The 26,866-nt window shown below is 44.2% G+C and carries 21 protein-coding genes, 3 tRNA genes and 1 pseudogene; 24 read left to right on the top strand and 1 reads right to left on the bottom strand.

Going from position 1 to position 26,866, the window contains the following annotated elements; all coding sequences use genetic code 11:
- The first annotated feature begins 3 nt into the window (after nt 1–3).
- The 8 genes from BLS16_RS24780 (at nt 4) to BLS16_RS17185 (ending at nt 5,673) form a co-directional block, all read left to right on the top strand.
- A complete protein-coding gene (locus tag BLS16_RS24780) occupies nt 4–237 on the top strand; it encodes a hypothetical protein (RefSeq protein ID WP_176786214.1) in 234 nt (77 codons plus the stop codon).
- Between the two features lie 191 nt (nt 238–428).
- The gene (locus BLS16_RS17220; RefSeq protein ID WP_083856548.1) at nt 429–743 is read left to right on the top strand and encodes a hypothetical protein; all 315 of its coding nucleotides are present in this window, start codon (nt 429–431) and stop codon (nt 741–743) included.
- A gap of 186 nt (nt 744–929) precedes the next feature.
- Nucleotides 930–1,931 carry a signal peptide peptidase SppA gene (gene sppA / locus BLS16_RS17215; protein ID WP_092334900.1) on the top strand — a complete coding sequence of 334 codons (1,002 nt, stop codon included), beginning with the start codon at nt 930–932 and terminating at the stop codon, nt 1,929–1,931.
- 17 nt (nt 1,932–1,948) lie between these two features.
- Nucleotides 1,949–2,479 (top strand): RDD family protein, encoded by a 531-nt coding sequence (locus BLS16_RS17210; protein ID WP_092334899.1) that lies wholly within the window; start codon nt 1,949–1,951, stop codon nt 2,477–2,479.
- 1,309 nt (nt 2,480–3,788) lie between these two features.
- Nucleotides 3,789–5,261: a glutamate--tRNA ligase gene (gene gltX, locus BLS16_RS17200; RefSeq protein ID WP_207649771.1), complete on the top strand. Its 1,473-nt coding sequence runs from the start codon at nt 3,789–3,791 to the stop codon at nt 5,259–5,261.
- Between the two features lie 174 nt (nt 5,262–5,435).
- Nucleotides 5,436–5,509 (top strand) — tRNA-Gln (locus tag BLS16_RS17195).
- A 9-nt stretch (nt 5,510–5,518) separates the two neighbouring features.
- A tRNA-Glu gene (locus tag BLS16_RS17190) sits at nt 5,519–5,594 on the top strand.
- A 3-nt stretch (nt 5,595–5,597) separates the two neighbouring features.
- Nucleotides 5,598–5,673, top strand: a tRNA-Lys gene (locus BLS16_RS17185).
- Between the two features lie 61 nt (nt 5,674–5,734).
- On the opposite strand, the gene BLS16_RS17180 is transcribed toward BLS16_RS17185, so the two are convergent.
- Entirely contained in the window at nt 5,735–5,986 is a 252-nt protein-coding gene (locus tag BLS16_RS17180) for a putative Se/S carrier protein (protein WP_092334896.1), read from the bottom strand.
- A gap of 230 nt (nt 5,987–6,216) precedes the next feature.
- Between BLS16_RS17180 and BLS16_RS17175 the strand changes: the two genes are divergently transcribed.
- From BLS16_RS17175 to BLS16_RS17100, 16 genes and pseudogenes are all read left to right on the top strand, one after another.
- Nucleotides 6,217–7,146: an NTP transferase domain-containing protein gene (locus tag BLS16_RS17175; protein WP_092334895.1), complete on the top strand. Its 930-nt coding sequence runs from the start codon at nt 6,217–6,219 to the stop codon at nt 7,144–7,146.
- 116 nt (nt 7,147–7,262) lie between these two features.
- Complete coding sequence (xdh, locus tag BLS16_RS17170; protein ID WP_092334894.1) at nt 7,263–9,830, top strand: selenium-dependent xanthine dehydrogenase; 2,568 nt, start codon at nt 7,263–7,265, stop codon at nt 9,828–9,830.
- Nucleotides 9,831–9,980: 150 nt separating this feature from the next.
- Entirely contained in the window at nt 9,981–10,628 is a 648-nt protein-coding gene (locus tag BLS16_RS17165; protein ID WP_092334893.1) for a nucleotidyltransferase family protein, read from the top strand.
- Nucleotides 10,629–10,696: 68 nt separating this feature from the next.
- Nucleotides 10,697–12,811 (top strand): xanthine dehydrogenase family protein molybdopterin-binding subunit, encoded by a 2,115-nt coding sequence (locus BLS16_RS17160; protein WP_092334892.1) that lies wholly within the window; start codon nt 10,697–10,699, stop codon nt 12,809–12,811.
- Complete coding sequence (locus BLS16_RS17155) at nt 12,811–13,278, top strand: (2Fe-2S)-binding protein (RefSeq protein WP_092334891.1); 468 nt, start codon at nt 12,811–12,813, stop codon at nt 13,276–13,278. Before BLS16_RS17160 ends, BLS16_RS17155 begins: the two co-directional genes overlap by 1 nt.
- Nucleotides 13,272–14,093: an FAD binding domain-containing protein gene (locus tag BLS16_RS17150; RefSeq protein ID WP_092334890.1), complete on the top strand. Its 822-nt coding sequence runs from the start codon at nt 13,272–13,274 to the stop codon at nt 14,091–14,093. Before BLS16_RS17155 ends, BLS16_RS17150 begins: the two co-directional genes overlap by 7 nt.
- Nucleotides 14,094–14,143: 50 nt before the next feature.
- Nucleotides 14,144–14,416 (top strand): FAD-binding protein, encoded by a 273-nt coding sequence (locus tag BLS16_RS17145; protein WP_092334889.1) that lies wholly within the window; start codon nt 14,144–14,146, stop codon nt 14,414–14,416.
- Nucleotides 14,417–14,443: 27 nt separating this feature from the next.
- The gene (locus tag BLS16_RS17140) at nt 14,444–15,172 is read left to right on the top strand and encodes a class I SAM-dependent methyltransferase (protein ID WP_092334888.1); all 729 of its coding nucleotides are present in this window, start codon (nt 14,444–14,446) and stop codon (nt 15,170–15,172) included.
- An 82-nt stretch (nt 15,173–15,254) separates the two neighbouring features.
- Nucleotides 15,255–15,353 (top strand): annotated as a pseudogene (locus BLS16_RS17135) (DUF3102 domain-containing protein); the annotation flags it as partial.
- A 521-nt stretch (nt 15,354–15,874) separates the two neighbouring features.
- The gene (fdhF, locus tag BLS16_RS17130; protein WP_092334887.1) at nt 15,875–18,556 is read left to right on the top strand and encodes a formate dehydrogenase subunit alpha; all 2,682 of its coding nucleotides are present in this window, start codon (nt 15,875–15,877) and stop codon (nt 18,554–18,556) included.
- Between the two features lie 455 nt (nt 18,557–19,011).
- The gene (locus tag BLS16_RS17125; protein WP_092334886.1) at nt 19,012–20,730 is read left to right on the top strand and encodes a sensor histidine kinase; all 1,719 of its coding nucleotides are present in this window, start codon (nt 19,012–19,014) and stop codon (nt 20,728–20,730) included.
- An 8-nt stretch (nt 20,731–20,738) separates the two neighbouring features.
- Nucleotides 20,739–21,542, top strand: a complete 804-nt coding sequence (locus tag BLS16_RS17120) for a response regulator transcription factor (protein ID WP_092334885.1) — start codon at nt 20,739–20,741, stop codon at nt 21,540–21,542.
- A gap of 167 nt (nt 21,543–21,709) precedes the next feature.
- Entirely contained in the window at nt 21,710–22,735 is a 1,026-nt protein-coding gene (locus tag BLS16_RS17115) for a BMP family protein (RefSeq protein WP_092334884.1), read from the top strand.
- Between the two features lie 451 nt (nt 22,736–23,186).
- On the top strand, nt 23,187–24,719 hold the full coding sequence (locus BLS16_RS17110) for an ABC transporter ATP-binding protein (protein ID WP_092334883.1): 1,533 nt from the start codon (nt 23,187–23,189) through the stop codon (nt 24,717–24,719).
- Complete coding sequence (locus tag BLS16_RS17105) at nt 24,706–25,773, top strand: ABC transporter permease (protein WP_345788541.1); 1,068 nt, start codon at nt 24,706–24,708, stop codon at nt 25,771–25,773. The genes BLS16_RS17110 and BLS16_RS17105 overlap by 14 nt, the downstream gene beginning before the upstream one ends.
- Nucleotides 25,770–26,684: an ABC transporter permease gene (locus tag BLS16_RS17100; protein ID WP_034601260.1), complete on the top strand. Its 915-nt coding sequence runs from the start codon at nt 25,770–25,772 to the stop codon at nt 26,682–26,684. Before BLS16_RS17105 ends, BLS16_RS17100 begins: the two co-directional genes overlap by 4 nt.
- Nucleotides 26,685–26,866: the final 182 nt, after the last annotated feature.

The following is a 26,866-nucleotide window of genomic DNA, read 5'->3' as shown; positions in this document are numbered from 1 at the left end:
TGTATGCAGCGTCCCGCAAGCCAAGCATTGTTTATGTTCGCCGTCTTTGAAGCGCATCTCTCCGATATGCCCACCGCAGCAGGTTACTTCAACGCTGATGATTTTTCCGTTATTATGGAAATTAACACGGTAGTCATTAATCTTACCTTCGTTCTGATAGTCCATAATTTCTTCACCCCTTCGGATATTTTGGCTACCCCAAATATAACATTCGATAAAAATGGTGGCAAACCCTAAATTTCCCAGGATAAGGAATATATTGCCTGAATTTGTTTCCTAATGGTTTTAGAGGATATTGGCATGGGAGTAAGTCAAATTGTGCAGCGTTGAGGCGGCAAAGCATGAAAATATCGAGGCGAAATATATTACCCTTAAAACCCACTTATGGTATAATAAAAAGGCTTGAACATATATAAGGCGGTGAACTTATGAATGAAAATCAGGTGGGTGTAATACTTGAAGAAGTTCGGGATATGTTCAAAACCCTGGCTGAGGGACAGCGGATTATTGAAAATAGGTTGGGAAAAGTGGAAGAAGGACAGAAAGTATTAGAAGAAGGACAAAAGGTACTAGAAAATGGACAGAAGGTACTAGAAAATGGGCAGAAATCATTAGAATCTGATATGAAGAAAGTAAAATCAGATTTACAAATAATTAAGTCATTCGTTATTGCTGCAGATAATAGTTTTAACGACTATGAGAGCAGAATTAAGGCTTTAGAGAAAAAAACTGCAAATCTATAAATATAAGACAAAGCACTCGCGCAATTCGCAGGTGCTTTTTAGTTGCCTCGCAGTGTTTTCGATTTCTTTGCCTACATTGTCGATTTGATTCGCAATTCTTCGGAAGGGAATCAAAAATCCATTGTGTCATTCCGGAAATTCTGAGTCTTCTCGCTGCAAGATGATAAATAAACTAGGAGGAAAGTTATGAATAAAAAACGCTGGGTTTCTATAGCTGTTATCATTGTATTGTTGGTAGTGTATATCCGTACAGATGTTGTTTCTACAAGGGCAAAAACTGGAACAACGACAGAAAAATTAGGAGATCCCCTATCGCTGTTATCTTCAAAATCACCATTTAGTACTGAGACTTATCAAGAAGGATTAGGCCAAACCATTGCTATTCTTAACGTAGACGGGACAATTGAAGACTCGGGCAATGCATTGTCAACCGGTACCAATAACTTTGATCATCAGGTGTTTTTGCAGGAAGTCGAAAACGCCTTTGAAAATTCGGAAATAAAAGCAATCATTCTGGCAGTGGATTCACCTGGCGGTGGCGTGTATGAGAGTGATCAAATTTATCAGAAACTAAAGAGCTTAAAAGACATATACCAAAAACCTTTGGTTGTATCTATGGGTTCAATGGCAGCTTCGGGAGGGTACTATATTTCTATGCCGGCGGATAAGATTCTTGCAAATCGCTTTACGATGACCGGATCAATCGGCGTCATTATGTCTACATATAATTACAGCCAGCTGGCAGATAAATGGGGTATTGAGGAACTGGTTTTCAAAAGTGGTAAAAATAAAGACATCTTAAATCCGATGCGTGATACGACGCAGGAAGAAATGCAGATCATGCAGGGGATCATTGATGAGTATTATGGTTATTTTGTAGATGTCGTGGCTAAAGGAAGGAAAATGGACCGACAGGCAGTCATCAGTATTGCTGATGGAAGGGTTTATACAGCGTCGCAGGCCAAGTCACTGGGCTTAATAGACCAAATAGGTGATTTGGACGGAGCTATTACCGAAGCTGCAAAAATGATTAACGAAACGAACCCTAAAGTTATTAAATATAAAAAAGAAGATCTGTTCAATTTGAATACACTCTTGTCCCTTCCGTCGTCGCGACTTGACTTTTCGCGGATCAAAGAGGATTTGCAGAACAGTGCGGTACCTACAGCTATGTACCTATACCGCTAAAGGATGGTGATTAATCAATGGATATCATTAATGAGCACAGCGGCAATCAGTTAATGGAAAGTGGAAACGTTATAACTCTGAGAGTCGTGGGATTTTGGACCAGATTTTTTGCCTTTATCCTTGATCTGTTGGTCATTGCTATGAGCAGTCAGATATTTTTCCGCCTGGTATGGCCGTCAGGTCTGGAAACAACAACAGTCAAATCATTTATTCTCATGAATTCACTCTTCCCCGGTATCTGGGGAAGCCTATATTTTGTATTGATGACTATGTATTTTGGACAAACGCTGGGAAAAATGATCATGGGAATTAAAGTCGTAAGGAAGGACGGACATCCTCTTAGCTGGCTTACAGTCATCATGCGGGAAGTTGCCGGAAGAATACTGGCACAGTTGCTTGGTACCTACCTGGGGTATCTGGTTTGTGCGTTTCATCCCCGGAAGCAGGGATTGTCTGATATCCTAGGCGATACCTATGTGGTTTATGCTGGTGCTAAAAAGTTGGGTAGATTGGTTCAGATCCCAGCTGACCAAGCAGCAGCAAAATAGTCGGATTGACTTGAGTTATGCCTCAATTGATTTTAATCAAAACCACCCACTTAGCGGGCGGTTTTAACAATACCCAATGTTTGAGAAATCCAGGGTGCCAGTTAGTATAATTACTGACTGACGCCCTTTAGCATAGTTTTGAAATATTTGGTGATTGGTGAATCGAATTGACAGAAAAGATCACATAAGAAATACTGAGTGGTTATTATTATCTAATTCCATTGATTTATCACTTCTATCTGAATTACTACTGACTTGAACGTTGTCTCAGCGATGTAAGAAATATTCATAGTAAGCACCTTGAAAAAATAGAACTATTTCACCGAAAACTCCTACACACAAAAACGAGAAATAGTAGGTAGCCTTTGTCATATCTTTGCCAAATAGCTCTTTAAAAGCTTGAATAAACAATTGTTCGAATTTGAATAAATTTAAGATCCAACCAATAATAAGAAAAGTAATAATTGCCATGTTATCTGACCTACCCTCATATTAGATTTCACATTCATAAAATACTAGTTGTCATATATACTTGATTCAATTATGTAACACAGTATTAATTTGATAAAACCCAACTACAATTGTATTCTTATAAATAGGCTCTTAGAGGGGAGAAGTGGATTATATGCAAATAGAGGAAATTATATCCCGAGAAAAAGAGGCTCTAGAGCTATGGCATCCTGGTAATGCAATTTTTTTCTGAATAGGTGCTTACAAGAAGTGTGTGTAAAGAGCTATTAATCCCTAAAAACATTATTTATGTACTATAACCTATTATCTTCCGGCTATTCTTATTTCGTGCAGTGTATTAGAAAACCACCGAGTATTTTAGTAGGAAAAGAATCTCAAACCCATCGTCAGCGAAACGCTGTCCGCAAAAGAGCTTTTGGAGCGTCAAAGGAAGGTTTGAAGGTAACAGCTGAAGAGGGTGTTAAGACCTGTTTTAATCGGTTAAATGTGAAACAATAAAATGGGATTGTCTGAGGTGCCCTAGATTTAGTCGCTTTTGTTAGTGTTTGTACCTTGAAGATAAGTCGCTTAGTTTTAAGAGGATTCTGCAAATCAGCCCCGGGCTCTACGGCCTGGGATTTTTATTTTGTAAAAAGAACAAGTTCGGTTTGCGGGGAAAGATGGAAGTTTTCCTTCATGTGTCGCGCAGCTTGATATTTGGACAAGCACAGATATATAATTAAATTATAATAACTAATGATAATCTAAAAATGATGATCAATTCTGTTAAACATTTATAAAGTAACGAAAATACCTTAAGCAGTATGAGGAGAGACAATTAAGTATGGGAGAGTTAACTATGGAAAAGGTCAGAGTAAGATTTGCCCCCAGCCCTACAGGCTATTTGCATATTGGGGGAGCAAGAACAGCCTTGTTCAACTGGCTGTTTGCCAAAAAACATAACGGCACATTAATCCTTCGAATTGAGGATACGGATGCCGAACGGCTTATCGACGATTCTGTTCAGCAAATTCTGGATAGCCTGAAGTGGTTAAAGATTAACTGGGATGAGGGCCCAGAAAAAGGTGGGGATTTTGGCCCCTATTTTCAATCTCAAAGACAAGGCTTTTACACAAGGGCCGCTCAAACCTTAATACAAGAGAAAAGAGCCTATCATTGTTTTTGCAGGGGAGAAGAAATAGAAGAAGAACGTCAAAAGCAACGGCAGGAGGGTAAACCCTTTCGTTATTCAGGGAAATGCCGGAATTTATCGGAGGAGGAGGTTAAAGAGCGCCTGGATCAGGGGCAGCCTTCAGTGATCCGGCTTAAAGTGCCGGAAAGAGGTCAAGTTATCGTCCAAGACATTATTAGAGGAACAGTCAGCTTTGAGTTGGGGCAATTTGATGATTTTATCATAATGAAATCCAATGGAACGGCGGCTTATAATTTTGCCTGTGTCGTCGATGACCATGCCATGGAAATTAGTCATGTTATTAGGGCTGAAGAACATTTGTCCAATACCCCTAAGCAACATCTTATCTATGATGCCTTGGGATACGAAATCCCTTCCTTTGCCCACTTATCCATGATTTTAGCACCGGATCGCAGTAAGTTAAGCAAGCGACACGGCGCAACTTCTGTGGGAGAATTCCAAGAGATGGGTTGTCTTCCTGAAGCCTTAGTCAACTATTTGACCCTTCTGGGCTGGGCTCCCACAGGGGAGCAGAGTGAACTCATCTCCCCAGACCAAACCATCCCGGCTTTTGCCCTCGAAAAAGTATCCAAAACCGCTGCGGTCTATGACGTTCAAAAATTAATCTGGCTTAATGGCCAATATATGACCACTTGTGATTTAGATAGCCTTACGCTGCAAGCCATACCCTTTTTCATTCAGGCGGGTCTAATCACTCCTAGGGAAGCAGAAGATAAGCAAGATTACATTCGTGACGTCGTAAACACGGTCAGGGAAAGAGTAAGAACTCTAAGAGAACTGGTGGAAGCAAGTCGTTACTTTTTTCAGGATATTGTTGCCTATGATGAAAAAGGCCGCGAGAAATACTTTGTTAAACAAGAAAACGTGGCTGATTTGCTTGCCAAGGGCAGAGCGTGTTTGGCAACCCTGGATGGGTTTGATGTGGCAAGGGTGGAAAGTGCCTATCGCCAATTGATGAAGGAACTTGAGATTAAAGGCGGCACCCTTATTCACCCGACCAGACTAGCCTTGACGGGTCAGACCGTCAGCCCGGGTTTGTTTGACGTTATGGCTTTATTAGGGAAAAAGAAATGCTTGGAACGTTTAGAAAAGGCCGTTGACTATATTCAGAAACTTTAAAGGGGAAGGGACTGCGAAATTTCGAATTAAGCCCCGGAGTCATAAAAAAAAAATTAAAAAATGACTAGCATATAAGTAATAAATAAACTATAATAGAGGGCGTGACATAATCTAAAGCAAATGATCATTCATATTGTTTTAGTGATGACTGCTGATTTGGAAGGCAGTTAGTCTTCCGGGATTGTGTAGTGGTAGCACGTGTGACTCTGAATCACATAGCCTAGGTTCGAATCCTAGTCCCGGAGCCAAAATTGCATGGCCCCATAGTCAAGAGGCCCAAGACGCTGCCCTCTCAAGGCGGAAACACGGGTTCGAATCCCGTTGGGGCTACCAAATGCGCCACTAGCTCAGCTGGTAGAGCATCCGACTCTTAATCGGCAGGTCCCCAGTTCGAATCTGGGGTGGCGCACCAGAGACTACTTTATCCCGCAAGTGATTGCGGGATTTTTAAATATTTCGTTTAAACCAGGCAGTTAGTGGCCTTTGGCGTACTTTAAAATGTACTGATTGCCTTGCTTAATGTAGATTTGTTTAATATCCTGGATGATTAACAGACTTAAATTACCCTTATAGAAAAACTCAATGCCTATGGCACAACTTGTGCTCAGATTTCTGGGTACCGGCTTAACTTCAGCCGGAATGGTATTGTTGCGTAAAAACCTATGAAATCTTATTGCTCCGGAAGTGGTAAAAAATACGGCAAAATATTCTTCGCTTGATTCCATTTTCTAAAATCTCCTTATAAGTCTTTAGGCATTATGTAACTACTGCAACTAAGAGTGGATTCAACGGGGAAAGATTATTACCCAATATAAGTATGTAGATCCTTTTAAAATGGGAACCAGGTTAAAGCCATGGACATCTTTGTCTGAATTGTTTATCATTAATATGTATTCTTGATAATAAATCGGTAAAGCCAACTTTTAAACAGGCCACTACCGGACGGGGTAAGAGTATGGAAAGAAAAGCAAAGAAAACAACAGGCGGAATTATTGTGGCTGCCGGAAAAACTTCAGATAGAGACCAACGACAACCACTCTGGAAAATTGGCTCTATTACTGCAGTGAAAAGAATTGTTTTAACCTTTCAACAAGTTGAAATTTCCCCGATTGTCGTCATTACCGGAAGCGAAACAGGAGAAATCGAACATGATTTAGCGGATTATGGAGTCATCTTTTTGCCAAATATACAATATGAGAACTCTCAGATGTTTGATTCCGCCAAAATTGGGCTGAGATTTTTACAGCATAAATGTGATCAGGTACTCTTCAATCCGGTTAATATTCCCATGTTTACCCCAGAGACTCTTCGCAAGATGATGGAATGCAGGGCAAAGGTAATTTCACCATCCTATCAGGGGAAAGGGGGTCATCCTCTTTTGCTGGCTTCAGAGTTGATCCCTAAGATATTGGAATATAATGGAAGTTTGGGAATGCGGGGAGCCATTCGCAGTCTGGGGATCGAAAGAGAATGGATGGATATCGACGACGAGGGTGTTCTCAGAGATATGGACGACATTGATCGCTTGGATCTCCTCTTAAAAAAACACAACCAGCATATTTTGCACCCCTTTGTGAGAATAAGTATTGAAAAAGAATTTTTGTTTTTCGATTCCAGAACAAAGTTGCTGTTGCTTTTGATTCAAGAAACAAACTCTGTCCGAAGTGCCTGCAGGCATATTGCCTTGTCTTATAGTAAAGCCTGGAATATGCTCAACGGGCTGGAACAAGAGTTAGGGTATGCAGTGGTCGAAAGGAAACATGGCGGCAGTAAAGGCGGCAAGACTTATTTGACAAAAGAAGGGCTTGAATTCCTGGAAAAATACCAGCAGTTTGAGCTGAAGGTGCGCCAATACGCCAAGGATGAATTTAACAAATTGTTTTAGAAGACGGCTTTATATATAGCGAGTGCTTTTGAGAAAGAATTTGATGAAGTATAACCTCCTACTTATAATGATTCATAACACCAGCTGTTAAATCATTGTCAGACAGGAGGTTATTTATGTTTACCTTAAATATCAATGGTGAAAATGTCGTTGCTATGAGTGACAAATCTTTATTACTCTTTTTAAGAGATGATTTGAGAATTACTTCGGTAAAAGATGGCTGCAGTGAAGGGGCCTGCGGGACATGTACGGTTTTAGTGGATGGCAAAGCCCTTAAGGCTTGCGTGCAGAAAGTATCCAAGTTCGTAGGAAGACGGATTCTTACGGTTGAAGGCTTGAGTGAGAGAGAAAAGGCTGTTTATGAACACTGCTTTGGAGAAGCAGGTGCGGTTCAGTGCGGTTTTTGTATTCCGGGCATGATCATCAGCGCCAAAGCCTTGTTGGATGTTAATGCCAATCCCACCCCAGGGGATGTCAAGAAAGCCATCAAAGGCAACATTTGCCGCTGTACCGGGTATAAGAAAATTGAAGAAGCTATTTTAAGGGCTGCGGACTATTTTAGGGATAAGCTGGAAATCCCCAGTACACCCAGGGAGCTAAAAGTGGCTCAGAAATTTAAACGTATCGATGTAACGGAAAAAGTCAATGGAACGGGGGTTTTTGTCGATGATCTTGTTCTGCCGGGCATGATTTATGCTAAGGCAGTGCGTTCCAAATATCCCAGAGCTATTGTGGAAAAAATTGATATCAGCAAAGCTGAAGCTCATCCGGACTGTGTGAAAATTTTGCTGGCCAAAGATGTCCCCAATAATCTGATTGGACATGCCAAGCAGGACTGGGATGTTATGATTGCTCAAGGCGGTACCACCAGATATGTGGGAGATGCCCTGGCCTTAGTAGCAACTTATCATAAAGACAAACTGGAGGAAGTATGCCAACTAGTTGAAATAGACTATACCGAACTGGAGCCCATAACTTGCCCCACAGATGCCTTAAAGGCTGATGCCCCTTTAATCCACGAGGATGGGAATGTCATGAGCCGTGCCAGTCTGCAGCGGGGTAATGCGGCGGAAGCCATTAAGAATTCCAAATATGTGGTAACCCGAAAATATAAAACCCCCTTTCAGGAGCATGGATTCCTGGAACCGGAATGTGCCATTGCCCTGCCCGAGGGAGAGGATGGTATTTTCTTGTATTCCGGTTCCCAGTCCGTCTATGATGAGCAGCGTGAAATCTCCATGATGCTGGAGATCCCCCCGGAAAAAGTGCATTGTCGTACCCAACTGGTGGGTGGCGGCTTTGGCGGCAAAGAAGATATGAGTGTGCAACACCATGCAGCCTTAATGGCCTGGCATACCAAAAAACCAGTCAAAGTTAAATTTTCCAGGCAGGAAAGTCTGGATTATCATACAAAAAGGCATGCCATGGAATTGGAGTTCACCACAGCTTGTGACGAAAATGGTTATTTGACAGGGATGAAAGGGGTTATCATTGCAGATACCGGGGCTTATGCCTCCCTGGGTGGCCCTGTGTTGCACCGGGCCTGCACCCATGCCGCGGGACCCTATAATTATCAAAATATTGATATTTTTGGCATGTCTGTCTATACCAATAATGTTGTGGGCGGGGCTTTCCGGGGGTTTGGGGTAACCCAAAGCTGCTTTGCCACGGAAAACAATATTAACCTACTGGCGGAAATGGTGGGTATCTCCCCCTGGGAAATGCGTTATCGCAATGCAATCCGTCCCGGGCAAATCTTGCCTAATGGGCAGGTAGCGGATGAAAGTGTGGCCATGGCAGAATGTTTGGCAGCTGTTAAGGATGTCTATGAATCAAATCCCTATGCCGGTCTGGCCATAGGATTTAAAAACAGCGGAACAGGTGTGGGCAAGAAGGATATCGGCCGCTGTATTTTATCCATTGAGGAGGGCAAAGTTCATATTCGCACCTCGGCAGCCTGTATGGGACAGGGAATTGGCACAATGTGTGCCACTGTGCTCTGTCAGACTACGGGAATAGATCCGGCTCTGATCGTTCACGAAAGAGCGGATACTCTGCGTACGCCTAATTCAGGGACCAGTACCGCTTCTCGGCAGACGGTGGTAACAGGGGAAGCCGTAAGACGAGTCTCGGAAAAATTGAAAGCAGAATTGGATCAAGGCTTAACCCTGGCTGATTTGGAAGGTAAAGAGTTTTATGGAGATTATTCTGCCCAAACGGATCCCATGGGAGCTGTAAAAGAGAATCCCATCAGTCATGTGAGTTATAGTTACGGAGCTCAAGTTGTTATTCTTAATGAAACAGGGAAAATCGAGAAAGTCGTGGCAGCCTTTGATGTGGGAACCCCCGTGAATATCCAGTCCGTTGAAGGACAGATTGAAGGGGGTATCGTGATGGGCTTAGGCTATGCTGTGACGGAAGAGTTCAAGGTTGAGGGCGGTTATCCCAAGACCAAACTAGGTACCTTAGGACTGATGAGGGCCACGGAGGTTCCGGACCTGGAGGTTATCCTTGTGCAAGGTAAAGGGAAAATCCCTGAAACCTATGGAGCAAAAGGGGTTGGAGAATTATGCCTGATTCCCACAGCTCCGGCCTGCTCTCATGCTTATTATCGATTGGATGGCAAGTTCCGTGCTCAGCTGCCCTTGCAAGATACCTTTTATAAAAAGCCACCAACTAAGTAACAGACAAGAAGTAAGCATGAGAAAGAATCAGAATCAAAGAACTGTTTAATCATCAAGCAAGAGAAAGCATAAGAATCAAAAGACTGTTTAATTAATGCAAGCAGAAGCATAAAATTAAAGGACTGTTTAATTAGAAAGCGAGAGGTGCAAATGAAAATTAACGGCATCATCCTAGCTGCCGGGTTATCCAGCCGTATGCCTGCCTTTAAACCGCTTTTGAAATTGAAAGACAAAACAGTGATTGAATACTGTATTGACAGTATGCTTCGCGCCGGTGTAAATCAAGTTATCCTCGTCTTGGGTTATCGGGGCAAAGAAGTTGAAGCTTACTTGGCTGATAAATATGCCGGTTCCCGGCTGCAATTTGCCTATAATCAAAACTATGCAGAAACTGACATGTTGACGTCGATAAAAATCGGGGTCTCTGCCCTTAAGCCCTGTGCTGCTTTTTATCTTCTGCCGGGAGATATGCCGGCCATTCAGACAGGGACTTTCAGGGCAGTAAAAGAGGCTATGCTCAGAACTCAGGCCCTGGTGGCCTTTCCGACCATTGAGGGACAGCGCAAACATCCGCCTTTGATTTCCTGGCAATGCAGAGATCTCATTCTCAATTTTGAAGGAGAAGGCGGTCTGCGTGAAGTCTGGAAAAAGCTTGCCACCCAAATAGCAACAGTTCCTGTGGACGACTTGGGCTGCCTGATCGATACAGACACAAAGGAAGATTATGATAAACTGGTAAACTACCTGGATGATCAAAGATTCGAATTCAAACCCATAATCTTTGAGAACTGCTTTTAGCCATGTTAGAGGTACAGAGGCGAGTGGTTGGTGGTCTATGGTCAATTTATTAAAAGAGGAGGGGCTTTATGGAAGCGATAAGTAAACCTGTGAAGAAAAAGGATCATGATGCTAAAATGAGCGGTCGTGCTCTATACGTGGATGATCATGTCCTGGATGATATGCTTTGGGGGAGACTTCTGCACTCTGCTAAGGCCAAGGCACGCATTACCAGTATCCTGCTGCCCCAGTTGCCTGAGGGCTATTATGTGGTGGATAAGAATGACGTTCCGGGTATCAATCAGGTGCATATCGTTCAGGATGACACCCCGGTTTTTGTTGAGGATACGGTGGAATATGTGGGTGACCCGATTCTGATGGTTGTGGGCCCGGAGCTTAAACAAGTGGAGAGAATCCTGAAGGAGATTGTTGTTGTCTATGAAGAACTGGTGCCGGTTCTGGATATGCTCAAATCGGATACTGTTTTCTTCAAGTATAACTATGCCAAAGGAGATATGGAGAAGGCTTTACAAGAAGCGGATCGGGTGTTCATCGAGACCTTTCAAACCGGTTATCAGGAGCAGGCTTATCTGGAAACCCAGGGCATGCTTGCTTATCCCCATGATGGGCGCATGACTGTCCGCGGTTCTTTGCAGTGTCCTTATTATGTCCACGGTGCAGTCGCTAAGGCCCTGGGCTATGAGGAGAAGGATGTACAGGTCATCCAGGATGTCACCGGCGGGGGCTTTGGCGGTAAGGAAGCTTTCCCTTCCATCCTCGCCTGCCAAACTGCAGTAGCAGCTAAAAAAGCCAACAAGCCGGTCAAGGTCATCTTTGAGCGGCGGGAAGACATGGAGTTTACTTCCAAACGTCACCCGTCCATTTGTACCTACAAAGTTGCGGTCAAAGATGGGGAAATTACCGGGATGGATATTGATGTCCTCTTCAACAGCGGTGCCTATACCACCCTTTCTCCCGTTGTCCTGCAGCGGGGCTTGATCTGTGCCAATGGTGTCTATCGCCTGGACAATCTCCGGGTTGTCGGGAGGGCGGTTAAGACAAATACTGTACCTTGCGGTGCCTACCGGGGTTTTGGTGCTCCTCAGACCTTTTTCGCTGTAGAAATGATGATGGATCATCTTGCCAAGGAAATGGGTCTGGATTCCCTGGAACTTAAACAAAAGTATATGGTTAAGCAGGGGGATGCTACGTCTACCGGCGGTAAATATCATTTCCATGTACCCTTGCCGGAAATGATTGAGCAGATTGATGAGTTGACTAATTACCGGGAAAAACGCCGGCAGTACAGAAATCAGACTGGCCGCTACCGCAAAGGCATTGGGATGTCTCTCTTCTTCCATGGCTGTGGCTTCACCGGCAGCGGAGAACGGGACATCATTAAGGCCGTGGTCAGGATCAGAAAAAACCCGGATGAGACGGTAGAGATCCTGGCCAGTAATTCGGATATCGGGCAAGGCCTGAAAACTACTTTTAGTAAAATTGTGGCCGATACCTTGGGAATTTCCCTGGATAGGGTTTTAATAGAAAATCCGGATACGGACCGGGTTCCTGACTCTGGCCCCACAGTAGCCAGCCGTTCCCTGATGACCGTCGGGGGATTGCTCAGGCGGGCGGCAGAGAGGCTTAAGGACGAATGGAAAGCCGGGGAAGAACAAGTGATTGAAGAACATTTCGTTGAGCCTGATTTTGTCATTCCCTTCAGCATTACAGAATTCAAGGGGGATGCCTATCCTACCTATTCCTGGTCGGTAAATGCCATAGAAGTGGAAGTTGATACCCTCACCGCCACAACCAAAATTTTGGGCGCCTGGGGTACTTTCGATGTAGGCGTTCCTGTAGATCTGAATATTATTTTGGGACAGATGCAAGGCGGTTTTCTCCAGGGGATTGGCTATGCTTCCATGGAGGAGATGAATTGCAACGAACAAGGAATGATTCGCAACAACAGTTTGAGCGATTACATCATTCCGACAGCCCTGGATGTGCCCAATCTTGTCACAAAAATCATTAACAATCCCTATACCCACGGTCCTTATGGGGCCAAAGGTGCCGGTGAACTTCCTCTCGTTGGTGCGGCTCCGGCTTATGTAGAAGCCATGGAAAACGCCTTGGGCGTTAACTTGAATAAAGCGCCCTTCACGCCGGAAGATACCATGAGAGTTTTACAAGGGGGGCTAAAGTAATGGTCAAGTTTAGACTTAATGGCCAAGAGGTCGTCTCGCAGGCCCAAGCAAACCAGCGTTTGCTCGATGTCCTGCGCCAGGAATTCCGGATTACCGGAGTTAAGTGTGGTTGTAAAGAAGGTGAATGCGGGGCTTGCTCAGTCATTCTGGATGGCCAGCTGGTCAACTCTTGTCTGGTAGCCCTGGGCAGTATTGAAGGAAGTACAGTTACCACCATTGAGGGCTACCGTGAAACTGAGCGTTTTGCAGCTCTGGACAAGGCCTATGCCTCAGTCAGTGCTGTCCAGTGTGGGTTTTGCATTCCCGGTATGATTTTGGCCTCTGAATGCATACTGGCGAAAAATCCCAACCCTACGGAAGCTGAGATCCGGGCCGGTATTTCCGGGAATCTTTGCCGGTGTACCGGTTATAATGCCATTGTCCAGGCAATCAGCATTGCCGCAGAGGAGGGGAAAGGACTATGGTAAAGAGTTATCATCCGGTATCCTTGCAGGAAGCCCTGGCAATCCGGGCCCGGGAGGCAGTCACTCCTTACGCCGGAGGAACTGATTTGATGATTAAAGGGGATGAAAAGGCCGGATATCTCTTCCTGAACAATCTATCTGAACTGAAAAAAATCACTGAGGATGGAGAATATATTCGGATTGGAGCTGCCTGTACTTTTACAGCTATTCAAGAAAGTGAGCTGGCTCCGGCAATTTTGAAAGCAGCTGTATCCCAGATAGCGGCACCTGCCATTCGCAACCTGGGCACGGTTGGCGGCAATATCTGCAATGGCTCCCCTAAAGCGGACAGTGCCTTGGTATTTTGGGCCACGGATTCTAAACTGCGCCTGGTCAGCAGCAGAGGGGAACGAGTCATTCCCATAAGTGAGTTCTATCTGGGCAGAAATAAAACGTCCCTGCAGGCTGATGAACTTCTGGCGGAGATTCTGATGCCTAAAATCGGCCTCAATAATTACTATTACAAGAAGGTTGGGGCAAGAAATGCCTTGGCAATTTCCAGGGTATCCTTTGCCGGCATCCTTGAGATAGAGGGCGGCAGGATTGTCAACTGTCAGACTGCCTTCGGGGCAATCAGCGAGGTTGTGATCAGACGGCCTGATCTTGACGCTATGCTTAGTGGTAAGACTATTGAAGAAGCCAAAAAAGCTGTTAAGGAAGAATATCTGAGAGCCTATGATCAGGCAATCCTTCCCATCAGGGGGAGAATTTCCGCAGAGTATCGCAAGGTTGTCTGCATGAATTTACTGCGGGATTTCCTGGAAAGCAATGGAATCTGATTCTTTTCGTTAAGATGAGAGCTCTTTCTATCTGAGGATTATATTGAACGATGCATTCTGAACTGACACCAACAGAACGCCCCTGGATAGGGGCGTTCTGTGAAGGATACTCGACAGGAAATCTCGCCCTGGTGATAGATGTCAGTCCGATGAAGGGAATCAAGCTTGATAAAGCTAACCATACTTTATGTATTCAAAGCGGAGCTGCCAACCAAGAGGTGTATAATTATGCGGGAGCAGAAGGCTATCCATTTCCCGGCGGAACCTGTCCTACAGTGGGAGTTGTCGGATACACTCTGGGCGGAGGATGTGATGACCTATGACGTTACAACCACCTGGGAGGGATTAATATGAAAACACATTTTAAAGATAAGTCAACTTTAGAAGACATCAGGAAGCGATTTGACAACGATGTTGATCGTTTCTCAAGTCTTGATACTGGACAGGTTTCCACAGTCGATGCTCCGCTTGCTATGGAGTTAATTACCCAAGCTGCGGTATCAAGTACTACAGACATCAAAAAAGTCCTGGATATAGGCTGTGGAGCCGGCAACAACACTTTAAAACTTCTTCAGTATGCCAGTCCCTTTGATTGTGACCTTGTTGACTTAAGTCAACCTATGCTCGACAGGGCACATACTAGGATTGCGGCGGCCAATTCGGGTGAAATCAGAACATTTCAATGTGATTTCCGCATGCTCGATTTACCGGACCAAAGGTACGATATTATCCTGGCTGCTGCTGTCTTACATCACCTGCGAGATGATCAAGACTGGGAAAATGTGTTCCATAAGATTTATAGATTGACAGCACCAGGCGGAAGTGTTTGGATTACGGATTTAGTATCCCATGAAACCAAGCAAGTTCAAAAGATGATGTGGGATAGATATGGAGCATATTTGTGCTCAATTGGCGGAGAGGAGTATAAAAACAACGTATTTTCCTATATTGACAAAGAGGATTCGCCTCGTTCCGTCACATATCAATTGGACTTGCTTCGAAAAGTTGGATTTGACCATATTGAACTGCTACACAAGAATTCATGTTTTGCAGCTTTTGGAGCTATTAAAAGAGTCTAACAAGCCGTTAGAATATTATTGTAACCGTTAGTGATAGTAAAACTTTGACAAATCCGGGGTTTTAGAGGAATGTTTTGCTAACTCCTCAAATTCGTATCCGAATCCAAATTTGAACTACAGCCAGGCGGTGCTTCTATTAGGTATCCCACAGGAGGAACGGGCGCAATTCATCCTAGATATACTATTTAATAATGGTTAAAGGCATAGATAAAGGGTTGAGCTAATACTAAAGCGTCCTCTCTCCACTGTTAGATAGTGAAAGGAGGACGCCTTTAATTGTTGAAGGGCTTGCTGCAGTTGTTGTTGAACCAGTTGAAATTGTTGTTTTTGGGCTTTTAGCACCCGTCATCCTTGGAAGAAGCTGTCTGCATGAATTTACTCCGGGAGTTACTGGAAAGTAATGGAATGTGATTCTTGTGTGAATTTTCCCATAAAAGTCAAAGTTATGACTAGCATATATGTACAAAACAGGCTATAATAAGTTTCATAAGCGTTATATTATATTGTTTTATAACCATTATATTATGTACGATAAAGGAGTAAGTTCCTGGTTGTTTGCGGCACATGTGTTTATGGAGTATAGACCAAGTCTCTAACGTTTTAAAATCACCAATACTTTGTTTAAGCAGAAAAACAACGTATTGGTGATTTTTAAGTAATATAGGCGATATTGCTAAGATTACAAATGAGGAGTGAGATATTTTGGAGTGGTTTACCTTAACAATTGATGGACGCGAAGTGAGCGTACCCCAGGGAACGACCGTACTTGAAGCCTGTAGGATGCATGATATTCCAATTCCTACGTTGTGTAATGACCCGGAACTTACCTCTGCTGGTTCCTGTCGTTTGTGTATTGTCCAAATCGAAGGAATGCGCAATCTTCCTCCGTCCTGTGTAACCCAAGCAGTCCAGGGCATGGTGGTGCAAACCCAAAATCCCAAAGTCCGGGCAGCCCGAAAAACTATTTTGGAGCTGTTGGTGACGAATCATCCCTTGAATTGTATGACTTGTCAAAAGATGGGGGATTGTTCTTTGGCTAAGTACGCCTATGAATATGGTGTTACCGGAAAACTTTATCAGGGCGAACGCCGCAGACTGCCCCTGGACGACGGGAATCCCTTCATTGTCAGGGATCCTAATAAATGTATCTTGTGCGGCAAATGTATTCGAGTGTGTGAGGAGATACAAGGCCGGAGCGTTTTGGATTTTTCCTTCCGGGGGTTCGATACTCAGGTAGGTCCGGCTTTTAATCTTCCTTATCACGAATCCGAGTGTGTTTTCTGCGGTTCATGTGTTTCAGTCTGCCCGGTAGGTGCACTAAGCGAGAAGAAGATGATTGGCGAAGGACGTCCCTGGGAAGTGAAAAGAGTTCAAACAACCTGCCCGTTTTGTGGAACAGGCTGTAACTTTGATCTCAATGTGAAAGACGGCAAAGTAATTGGGGTTACCTCAAATCCCAATGCCCCGGTCAACGGCAAAGCTTTATGTGTCAAAGGCCGCTTCGGAATGGATATGATTTATAACCCGAACCGCTTAACCACCCCTTTGATTCGCAAAGATGGGGTGCTGGTGCCCGCGGAATGGGATGAGGCGTTAGATTTGGTGGCGGCAAAGTTCCGCGAAATCAAGGAAAATTACGGGGCAAATGCTCTGGCGGCCTTAAGTTCGGCCCACTGCACCAACGAAGAAAATTACCTCATGCAAAAATTTATGCGTGGGGTTATCGGAACCAATAATATTGATCATTGCGCCAGGGTCTGCCACGCTCCCACAGTCGCCGGTCTGGCCGTTTCCTTTGGTTCGGGAGCGTCAACTAACTCCTTCGAAGAAATTCCCAATGCCCAGGTGATGTTCGTCATCGGAGCAAATCCTACGGAAGCCCACCCGATCGTGGGGACAAAGATGAAACAAGCCTTAGCCAAAGGAGCCAAGCTGATCGTCGTCGATCCCCGGCAGATTGAGCTGGCGGAGAGCTCCCATCTTTGGTTAAGACTTCGCCCGGGGACGGATGTCGCCCTTATTAACGGCATCATGAACATTATCCTGGCTAATGGCTGGGAAGATCCTTCCTTTATTGAAGCAAGGACGGAAGGTTTTGCTAAGTTCCGGGATAATCTGGCCAACTATCCGCCGGAAACAGTAAGTCAAATCACCGGGGTTCCTGTGGAACAACTTGAGGAAGCGGCCAGGATTTATGCTACGGCAGACCGGGCCATGATTTTCTATACCTTGGGGATTACGGAGCACACCACCGGTACGGACAATGTAATGAGTCTGGCCAACCTGGCTATGCTGACGGGGAATGTTGGTAAAGAGTGTTCCGGAGTTAACCCTTTGCGCGGACAAAATAATGTGCAAGGCTCTTGCGATATGGGAGCTCTGCCCGGCGATTACCCCGGCTATCAGAAGGTGGTAAATCCGGAGGTACGCAAGAAATTTGAAGCAGCCTGGGGCGTTTCCCTCGATCCTAATATGGGACTCATGCTTCCCGATATGTTCAAAGCTGCCATTAACAAAGATCTGCGTGCCATGTATATAATGGGTGAGGACCCTGTCATCACTGATGCCGATGCCAATCATGTCCGCAAAGGCTTAGAGTCCCTGGATTTCATTGTTGTTCAAGACATCTTTATGTCAGAGACAGCAAAACTGGCCGATGTGGTGCTGCCGGGAGCCAGTTTTGCCGAGAAGACCGGCACCTTTACCAATGCGGAGCGGCGGGTACAAATGGTTAATCAGGCCATCAAGCCCATTGGCAAGGCTAGGACGGATGGGGAGATCATTATTGAACTTGCCAACCGTATGGGTTATCTATCCTCCTATGATTCTTCCGAAGAGGTTATGCAGGAAGTAGCCAGCCTTACCCCTCTCTATGCCGGAATTACTCACCAACGTCTGGGGACGCAAGGCTTGCAGTGGCCGGTGCCGGGTCTGGACCATCCCGGGAGCAAGGTCCTCCATCAAGAAACCTTCTCTCGCGGTAAAGGACTCTTTATGCCTATAGAGTATCAGGCAGCCAATGAACTGCCGGATGAAGAGTATCCCTTCGTATTAAATACCGGACGCAAACTCTCTCATTACAACGTGTTTACCCAAAATTCAGAAGCTCTGGAAAGTTATGCTCCCGAAGAACTTGCTGAGATTAATCCCTTAGATGCTAAACACCTGGACGTTAAAGAGGGGGAACGTGTTAAGGTGGCCTCCCGGCGGGGAGAACTGGAAACGAAAATCCGCATAACTGAGCGGGTACCCCAGGGGATGATTTTTATGACATTCCATTATATGGAGACCCCTACGAATGTCTTAACCAATGCAGCTGCGGATAAGGTATCCAAGACCTATGAGTATAAAGCTTGCGGAGTAAAAATCACAAAAATCGCCTGATTAACTAAGGGCGCCGATCAGTTGATTGGCGCCTTTTGCTTAGCATGCATACTTTGGTGCAATCTTAAAGGCCGTATGAGTCTCTTTGAGGTTGTTGCCCCACCTGGTTACGAAACCGGCGTGACGATCTCTGCGTAGAGTTATGGGAGTTGTGCGGGGGGCTGACAATTAGGATCGCCCTAAAGTGAGCTACATGACTGGTGCCAATAACTTAAAATTTGCTTTGGTACTCGTTTTCCAGGTTCCCATAAAAATATGACGTCACCAAAATACTTTGGGGGTGTCATATTTTTATGGGGAACTCTACCCTAGTCGCTAAAGCAAAATGTTGCTTAGATTATAAGTCCTAAATAGTTGTTGCACTTTAACAAGGGCGGAAGGGTAATTCCAAGCCTTGTCGAATTTATTTCTTAAGAAGCTTCGCGCAAGAATCCCAGATTGAAGGAAAATTGCAAATGAAAAAAAGAAGTTTAATTCTGCAGTTATTCATTATGCTGTTTATCATTCTCCAATGCCTCATTGCCTTTTTGGCCTATTCGACTTATAAATATGCGGAATCAGTGATTCTCAAAGAAGTGATTCAGCTGAACACTAATATGCTTCAGCAGATTGCCATCAGGATCAATCAAGAATTAAAGGATGTTGAAGTTCTGGCCAGCCGCATTGCCTATGATACAAGTATTATTGAATCACTGAAAAAAAGCTCTGACGGAGAGAGGGCCAACAAGGAACAGCTTCTGAAAATTGAAGGAATTATGTCAGGTTACATCTGGTCTTATCGAAGTACGGCCATGCTCATCGACGCCCATTTGATCGATAAGCGCGGCAATACCTATTCCACCTCCTATTCCATGTCCTCCAATCAGGAGGCTGACTTAGCAGCCTTAGACAAAGTTCTGGAAAATGGACAGGGTAGTGAAATTTTTCCTATCAAGTCTTACTTTACCTCCACAGGGGGAAATAATTATTATTTCCAGGTAGCCAGAAAAGTTGAAGACTATATTTCCAAACAAGACTATGGGGTGCTCTTGTTAAACGTCAATGAAAAACTACTGGGTGATAATTATATTCGCTTGACCAATGAAGAAAAAGATTTCTTTATCGTTGACCAGGATGGGCTGATCATTTCTCACCAGGATAAAGATAAAATCACTGAAAAGCTGAATAGCTTTGTGGAAGCCAATAGCAAAAACAAGCTGAATAACTATTATTTGCAAGATGATAAGCTCTTTATTTCTCAACCGATCAGCGGTTGCGGCTGGTACCTTGTGGAGTCGGTTTCTTTAGCAAGTGCCTTGCTGCCGCTCAAAAAAATTGAGCTGTTTTTAATTGCCTTTGGGATTTTATGCACTTTACTGACGGGTGTGGTACTATGCGTTGTCGCAAGAAAGATTGCGGAACCCTTAAGTTTACTCAGAAACAAAATGACTGAATTCAACGATGGTAATCTTTCCATTCAAATTCAGGATAGTACTTATAAGGAGTTTTCGGAAATCTCCATTTCCTTTAATGAACTGATTCAGCGGGTGAATTTTTTGCTTAAAGAAAACATCAACAATGAACGACAAAAACGTTTGCTGGAGCTTGATTTTTTGCGAGCTCAAATTAACCCCCATTTTATCTATAACACCTTAAGCTCTATTCGCTTTTATGTGGAAATGGGGAAAAACAAAGAAGCTGAGGAGATGCTTTATCATTTTTCTAAGCTGTTGCGCAGGGTACTGTCCCGCGGGGATGAATTCGTCCTGTTAAGGGATGAGGTTAAGCATTTGGAGGACTATGTAGTTCTGCAAAAGATGAGATATGCCAACGCCTTTCTCGTAGAATTTTTACTGGCAGAAAACACCTTAAATGCTCAGATTCCCTCCTTTATCCTGCAGCCAATTATTGAAAATGCTATTTTTTACGGTTTGCAGGTCAATCGATTGATTGTGATTAAGGTGGAAGCTGAATTAGCAGATGATGATTTATATATCAAGATTTCCGACAACGGAATCGGCATGAGCCAAGAGAAAATTACCGAGATCTTTAATAAAGAGGTTCAAATGAGCAGAGTAGGAATTTTAAATGTGCATGAACGAATTAGAATTCTTTACGGAGGCGCCTACGGTCTGACCATTGAACAGAATGAACCGGAAGGAACTATAGTGATTCTTAAATTACACTATGCTTAGGAGGAACTATGTTAAGAATTGTCATTGCAGATGATGAACTGCCCATTCGGGAGTGGCTGAACTATTGTCTGAAAGATAAAAATACCAAGTTAGAGATTGTTGGAATCGCCTCTGATGGTTTGCAGGCCCAAGAGCTGGCTGTGAAAGAGAAGCCTGATGTGGTGATCATGGATATCAGGATGCCGAAAATGGATGGAATTACGGCGATGAAAAATATAAAGAAAGTACTGCCTCAGACGGAATTTGTTATCTTGACAAATTACGCTGATTTTTCCTACGCTAAACAAGCAATTACCTGTGGTGCTAAGGAATACATCTTAAAGTCTGAGTTACGAAGCTCGGAATTAATTGAAATACTGGTAAAAATCGAAGAGGATCGTTATACCCAATATGACAGACCAAGAATTGCGGATCAGTTGGAACGTGCGGCCCAAAAAGCTTTGACAGAGTATGCCGGTGAGCATATTGATACCAACAATCAATTTATTGAAAAGGCCTTAATTTATATTCATGAACATTTCGACAAAGCCATTTCCCTGGCGGATGTTGCCGGCCAGGTGTATCGGTCTCCTGAGTATTTCAGCCGCTTGTTTAAAGAAGTAACCGGCGAAAACTTTAGTATTTACCTGATTAATTATCGACTGACCCAAGCGCGAAAACTATTAGTCAATACAGATTTTAAAATTACAGATATAGCCTATAGGGTAGGGTACCAGAACCCAAGTTATTTCTCCAGACTATACAAGAAGTATATGGGAATTACCCCAGAGGATGAGCGGAGAAAAAACAGCCCTAAAGCAAAAAAGTGCTAAATGTTAAGAAAGTGACAAGGGCTGGTGTACTGCAGCAAGATAGTGCTAGAAACTCGACATGACCGTTACTATCAGAGCGGCTTATTTTTGTTACAATAGGGCTAGATTTAAAGGGCTAACCATAATCCTTGGGCAAGGTAACTAGATTATATTGGGGGGTAAGAGAAATGATTAAGAAAAGATCCAAATTGACAGCAGCTGTCTTGGCCGTCTTAATGCTGTTTTTACTGACAGCATGTGGCACCACCAAAGTAGTAGATTCAGGTAAAAAAGGTGCAAGCGATTACAAAATGGTTCTGATATTACCCGGTCCTATTAACGATCAAAGCTGGAATGCCACAAACTACGCCGGGCTGGTTAAGTCCAATGCAACTCTGGGCACAAAAATGGAATACGTGGAAAACGTACAGGCGGCTGATTATGAGTCTACCTTTAGAAATTATGCTGAGCGTGGTTATAACCTGATTATGGCAGCAGGTACTCAATTTGATGAAGCGGCCAATAAGGTTGCAGAGAGCTATCCGAAAACAACCTTTTGCGTTGTCAATGGTATGGTTAGTAAGGGTTCAAATGTTGCTCCAATTTTCCCGAAAGAATATGAGGCCAGTTATATAGCAGCCTTAATGGCTGGAGAAGTTAGCAAAAACGGTCAATTTGCCACCATCGGCGGTTTCCCCAATAAGGCTATGGAACATTTGTTGGATGTCTATGAAAAAGTTGCTGTGGATCTTGCTAAAGGGCGCGGAATTTCAGGTGCCAAAGCAGTCCGTGCCTATGCCAATAGCTGGGATGATGTAGCTTTAGGCAAACAAATGGCCTCGACAATGATTGATAATGGCGCTGATGTAATGTTTGTTTATGCCAATCAGGTTGGCCTAGGCTCTATCCAGGCTACCAAAGAAAAAGGGGTTAAATTCATCGGTTTCTCGGGAGATCAGACAACCATTGATCCCAATACAGTAGTCAGTTCTGTGGTGTTTGATTTTGAAACCTTTTATGTCTGGGCTATTCAAAAATACCTGGATGGCAGTTTAGATGGCAACAAGGTTCATGAAGCAGGAATCGCTGAGAATATCTTTAAGCCGGTCTATACAGCCAACATTAGTAAAGATATTCAAGACAAAGTAGCTGCAGGCATGGAAAAAGCTAAAAAAGGTGAAGTTGATTTTAACGCAATGTTTGTGAATAAATAGAGCGTCATGCCGCTATGCGGTGCCATCAGAGGATGAAAATGGGGTCCCTCGGGTCGGGCGGCTTCGCCCACATCCGTGCAAGACCAGCTAATTCGTGCGAAGACAGCTGCAAGAAGGTTTAACCCGTGCGAAGGCAGTGCCTTCGTTGCAAGAAGGGTAATCCGTGCGAAGACAGTGTCTTCGTGTACCCAGCACTCCGAGGCTCGCCCACTCGCTGGCGCGGGGCTACGCCAAACCTCCGGGTAATACCTGATGTGAACCCGTGGCTCCGCTTCCCCGCGCCAGCTTTGTGGGCCTTACCGCCTCTCCATGCAATGGGTTCACTCCTGTGGATCGAAGCCGCCCTTTGGGGTCTGACTGGGATTTTTCAGAGGTACTTAGGATAAATAAATAAAGCAGAAAATAGCGGTTCCGAGAGGTGCCTCTATTTTTTTGAATAGGTGGTGAAATTGTGGAGACAGCTTTTTTTGAACTTAGGGGGATCAGTAAATACTTTGCCAAAGTTATTGCTAATCAAGATGTTTCTTTTTCCATTCAAAGAGGGGAAGTTTTAGCTTTGTTGGGAGAAAACGGAGCTGGTAAAAGTACGATTATGAAGATCCTCTACGGACTATATAAGGCTGACGAAGGGAAGCTATTTAAAGATGGCAAGGAGATAAAAATAGATTCGCCTAAGGAGGCCATGGAGCTGGGGATTTCCATGATCCAACAGCATTTTTCTCTGGTGCCTGCTCACACAGTGACCGAAAATATTATCTTAGGCAATGTTAAGGGAATAATTGAGCAGAAGTTGCTTGGCGAAGAAATCAAAAGGCTGGCCAAGCTTTATGGCTTCGAGCTTAATCCTGATGATTATATCCGCGACCTGGCCGTGGGTGTTCAACAAAAGGTAGAAATTTTAAAGGCCCTGTATCAAAAAACCAATCTGTTAATTATGGATGAACCAACGGCAGTTCTCACCCCTCAAGAGGCTGAAAACCTCATGGGCTTTGTCAAAGATTTTACCGCCCAAGGTAATTCGGTTATTTTTATTACCCACAAGTTAAAAGAGGTCATGAGTGTTGCGGATCGGATTATTGTCATGAGGGCAGGAAGGGTCTATGGAGACATAAAACGGGCTGAGACCAATGAACTGGAATTATCCAAATTGATGATCGGCCGAGATTTAAATTGGGTAAATAAAGATGAGCGGCAGGAATCTCTTGATCAGGAAGTGCGCTTGGAACTCCAACAGGTTACCCTGCAGGAGAAAACCGGGGTTCCGGCCTTGAAGGATATTTCGTTGACCTTGCACAAAGGAGAAATCTTGGGGATTGCCGGGGTTAGCGGCAATGGTCAGCAGGAACTCTGCGAAATAGTGTGTGGTGCTCTTTTGCCCACAAAGGGAAGAGTCTTGCTGGATGGGGAGGATATTACTGAACGGAAAATCAGAGACAGGATTGACTTGGGAATTGGCTATGTTCCTGCGGACAGAAGCAGTGACGGCATGATTATGGATATGTCCATTGCCGAGAATATGCTGCTGAAGAGTAGTTACGATAAAAAATGGCAAAAGCGCGGGTTTATTGACAAGCAAAAGCTTAATCAATACGCCTTACAGGAGATCCGAGACTATTCAATTAAGGCTCCTTCCCCGGAGACCATTGCCCGTGGTTTATCAGGGGGTAATCAACAAAAAGTGGTTTTGGCCAGGGAAGTGGATAATGGAGAGAAGGTAATCGTCTTCGATCAACCGACCAGAGGGTTAGATCTGGGTGCGGTTAACCACATTCACCAAGTAATTCTTAAGGAACGTGCCAAAGGAAAAAGTATTTTACTGGTTTCTACTGAGCTTTCGGAGATTTTTGCCCTTTCTGACAGGATTGCGATCTTGTATAAAGGGGAAATCCAAGGGGTATTTAACAGTGCCGAGCTTACCACGGAAAAGATTGGTCTGTTAATGGCCGGATTTCGCGAAGGAGAGGTGAGCAATGATGCAGGCTAAGCTAAGAGATCTCCTGATCACCAATATTCTGGCCATTGTCTTAGGACTCGTTGCCAGTGGGTTAATGCTGCTTTTTCTGGGCAAAAATCCTGTTAACGCCTATAGCGTATTAATCACCTCAGTGGTGCGTGACGGCTATACCTTTGCGGACATCTTTGTGAAGGCAACCCCCTTAATGTTCACTGCTTTAGCCTTTGCATTTACCTACAAAGCTAATTTGTACAATATTGGCGCTCAAGGGCAGTTTTACATTGGTGCGGTAATTGCCGCAGCTGGATCTTTGTTTCTTCAGAACATCCTGCCCGGTTGGCTGGTTCTGATTATTACCTTGGTCCTAACCATTGTTGGCGGCGGCCTCTGGGGGGCTTTTATCGGTTTTGTCAAGGCCAGGTACAATTCCAATGAATTTTTGGTTAGTATGATGTCCACCTATGTGGCTTTGGCCATTATGAATTATTTGTTGCGAACCTTTCTCATAGAAGGGAAAGCTGAATACCCTCAAACGGATGCCCTGGCTGCGGCTGTCTGGTTGCCTCGTCTCATTCCCGGTACCAGGCTGCACATTGGTTTTGTTTTGGCAGTGCTGGCCTGTGTTGGGGTTTGGGTTCTGCTTTACAAGACGACCTTGGGTTATCGCATCCGGGCTGTAGGGTATAATGCGGGAGCAGCGGAAATGTCAGGCATCAATGCCAAGAAACTTTATATCCTGGCCTTTTTTATCAGTGGAGCCTTAGCCGGAGTGGCAGGATTTACGGAAGTTAACGGGGTGCAGCATATGTTGGTTCAGGGCTTTAATCCGGACCTGGGAGCAGCTGGGATTGGCATTGCAATTTTAGCCAATGGCAACCCCATAGGCATAATTTTTGCCGCTACTTTATTTGGTGCGCTGAAGGTTGGCGGTACTATTATGGGGCAAATGTCAGGGATCCCCTCAAGTATCATTGAATTGATGCAAGGCTTTGTGATGGTATTTGTCATTCTTTCGTATTTTGTTCGGACCTGGTTGGAAAATAACCGGGAAAAACGCAAATTACAAAAGGCGGTGGCAAAATGATCTTTTTGTTAAGTACAACAATCATGATGGGGACGCCATTGCTGTTTGGAGCTCTAGCAGAAGTCATTGCCGAACGAACAGGGATGATGGTAACGGCTATTGAAGGAATCTTTTTAATGGGAGCTTGGGCTGGTTTTGTGGGAGGGTATTTAAGCGGTAGTTTGACCCTGGGATTTTTATCGGCCATGCTGGCCGGTTTATTGGTGGCAGCTTTATATGGCTGGATTTGCATCTATTTAAAGCAGCATCAAGTGGTTACAGGGGTGGCCATCAATCTTTTGGCAGTGGGCCTTTGTTCGTTTTTGTACCGGGTCATTTTTGGAGTTCCTATAACTCCCCTAACCGTTAATCCTTTAGCAACGATTCCAATTCCTCTACTTTCAGATATTCCTCTGCTTGGGCCAATACTGTTTAATCAAACTATATTGACCTACATTATCTATTTGTTGGCACCCCTCTCTTATTTCATGCTCTATAAAACTTCTATCGGTTTAACCATCCGGTCCGCCGGGGAAAATCCTGAAGCGGTGGATGTGGCAGGCATCAATGTTCTTAGGGTTCGCTTTCTTACGGTGCTGTTAGCAGGGGTTATGGGTGGAGTAGCCGGTGCTTTTTATTCCATTGGTTTTCTGGGCATGTTTACGACGAATATTATTGGTGGTCGTGGCTGGATTGCTTTTGCCATTTGCTTCTTAGGTAATTGGAATCCCAAAGGAGCAGTTATTGGTACCCTGGCTTTCGGATTTGCCGAAGCAATTGCTATTTATATGCAGTCTACAGGGAACAGTGCTTTATTTCCCAACGAATTATTTATTGCTCTGCCCTATATTATGACGATTGTTTTAACGGTTTCCAGAAAATCTTTTAGTGTACCTGCTAAATTGGGAGTTCCTTATGTGAAAGAAAATTAAGAACCTGACAAAATGAAGTGTCCTTAGAGGAAGAAATTCAAGTCCTCTATCTTCCTCAGGATATAACGCTGACTGAGGCAGCGGTGAGCAGAACCCCTTTTTATAGTCACTCAAGGGCCGGATTGTCAGGACAATGGTTACTATTATTCCTCTTAACTATGGATGCACTTCGGGTAAATTAC

The organism is Desulfosporosinus hippei DSM 8344, from assembly GCF_900100785.1.
GTDB lineage: Bacteria > Bacillota > Desulfitobacteriia > Desulfitobacteriales > Desulfitobacteriaceae > Desulfosporosinus > Desulfosporosinus hippei.
Note: the sequence above shows the minus strand (reverse complement) of the source record. Positions and strands in the feature narration are given on the sequence as shown.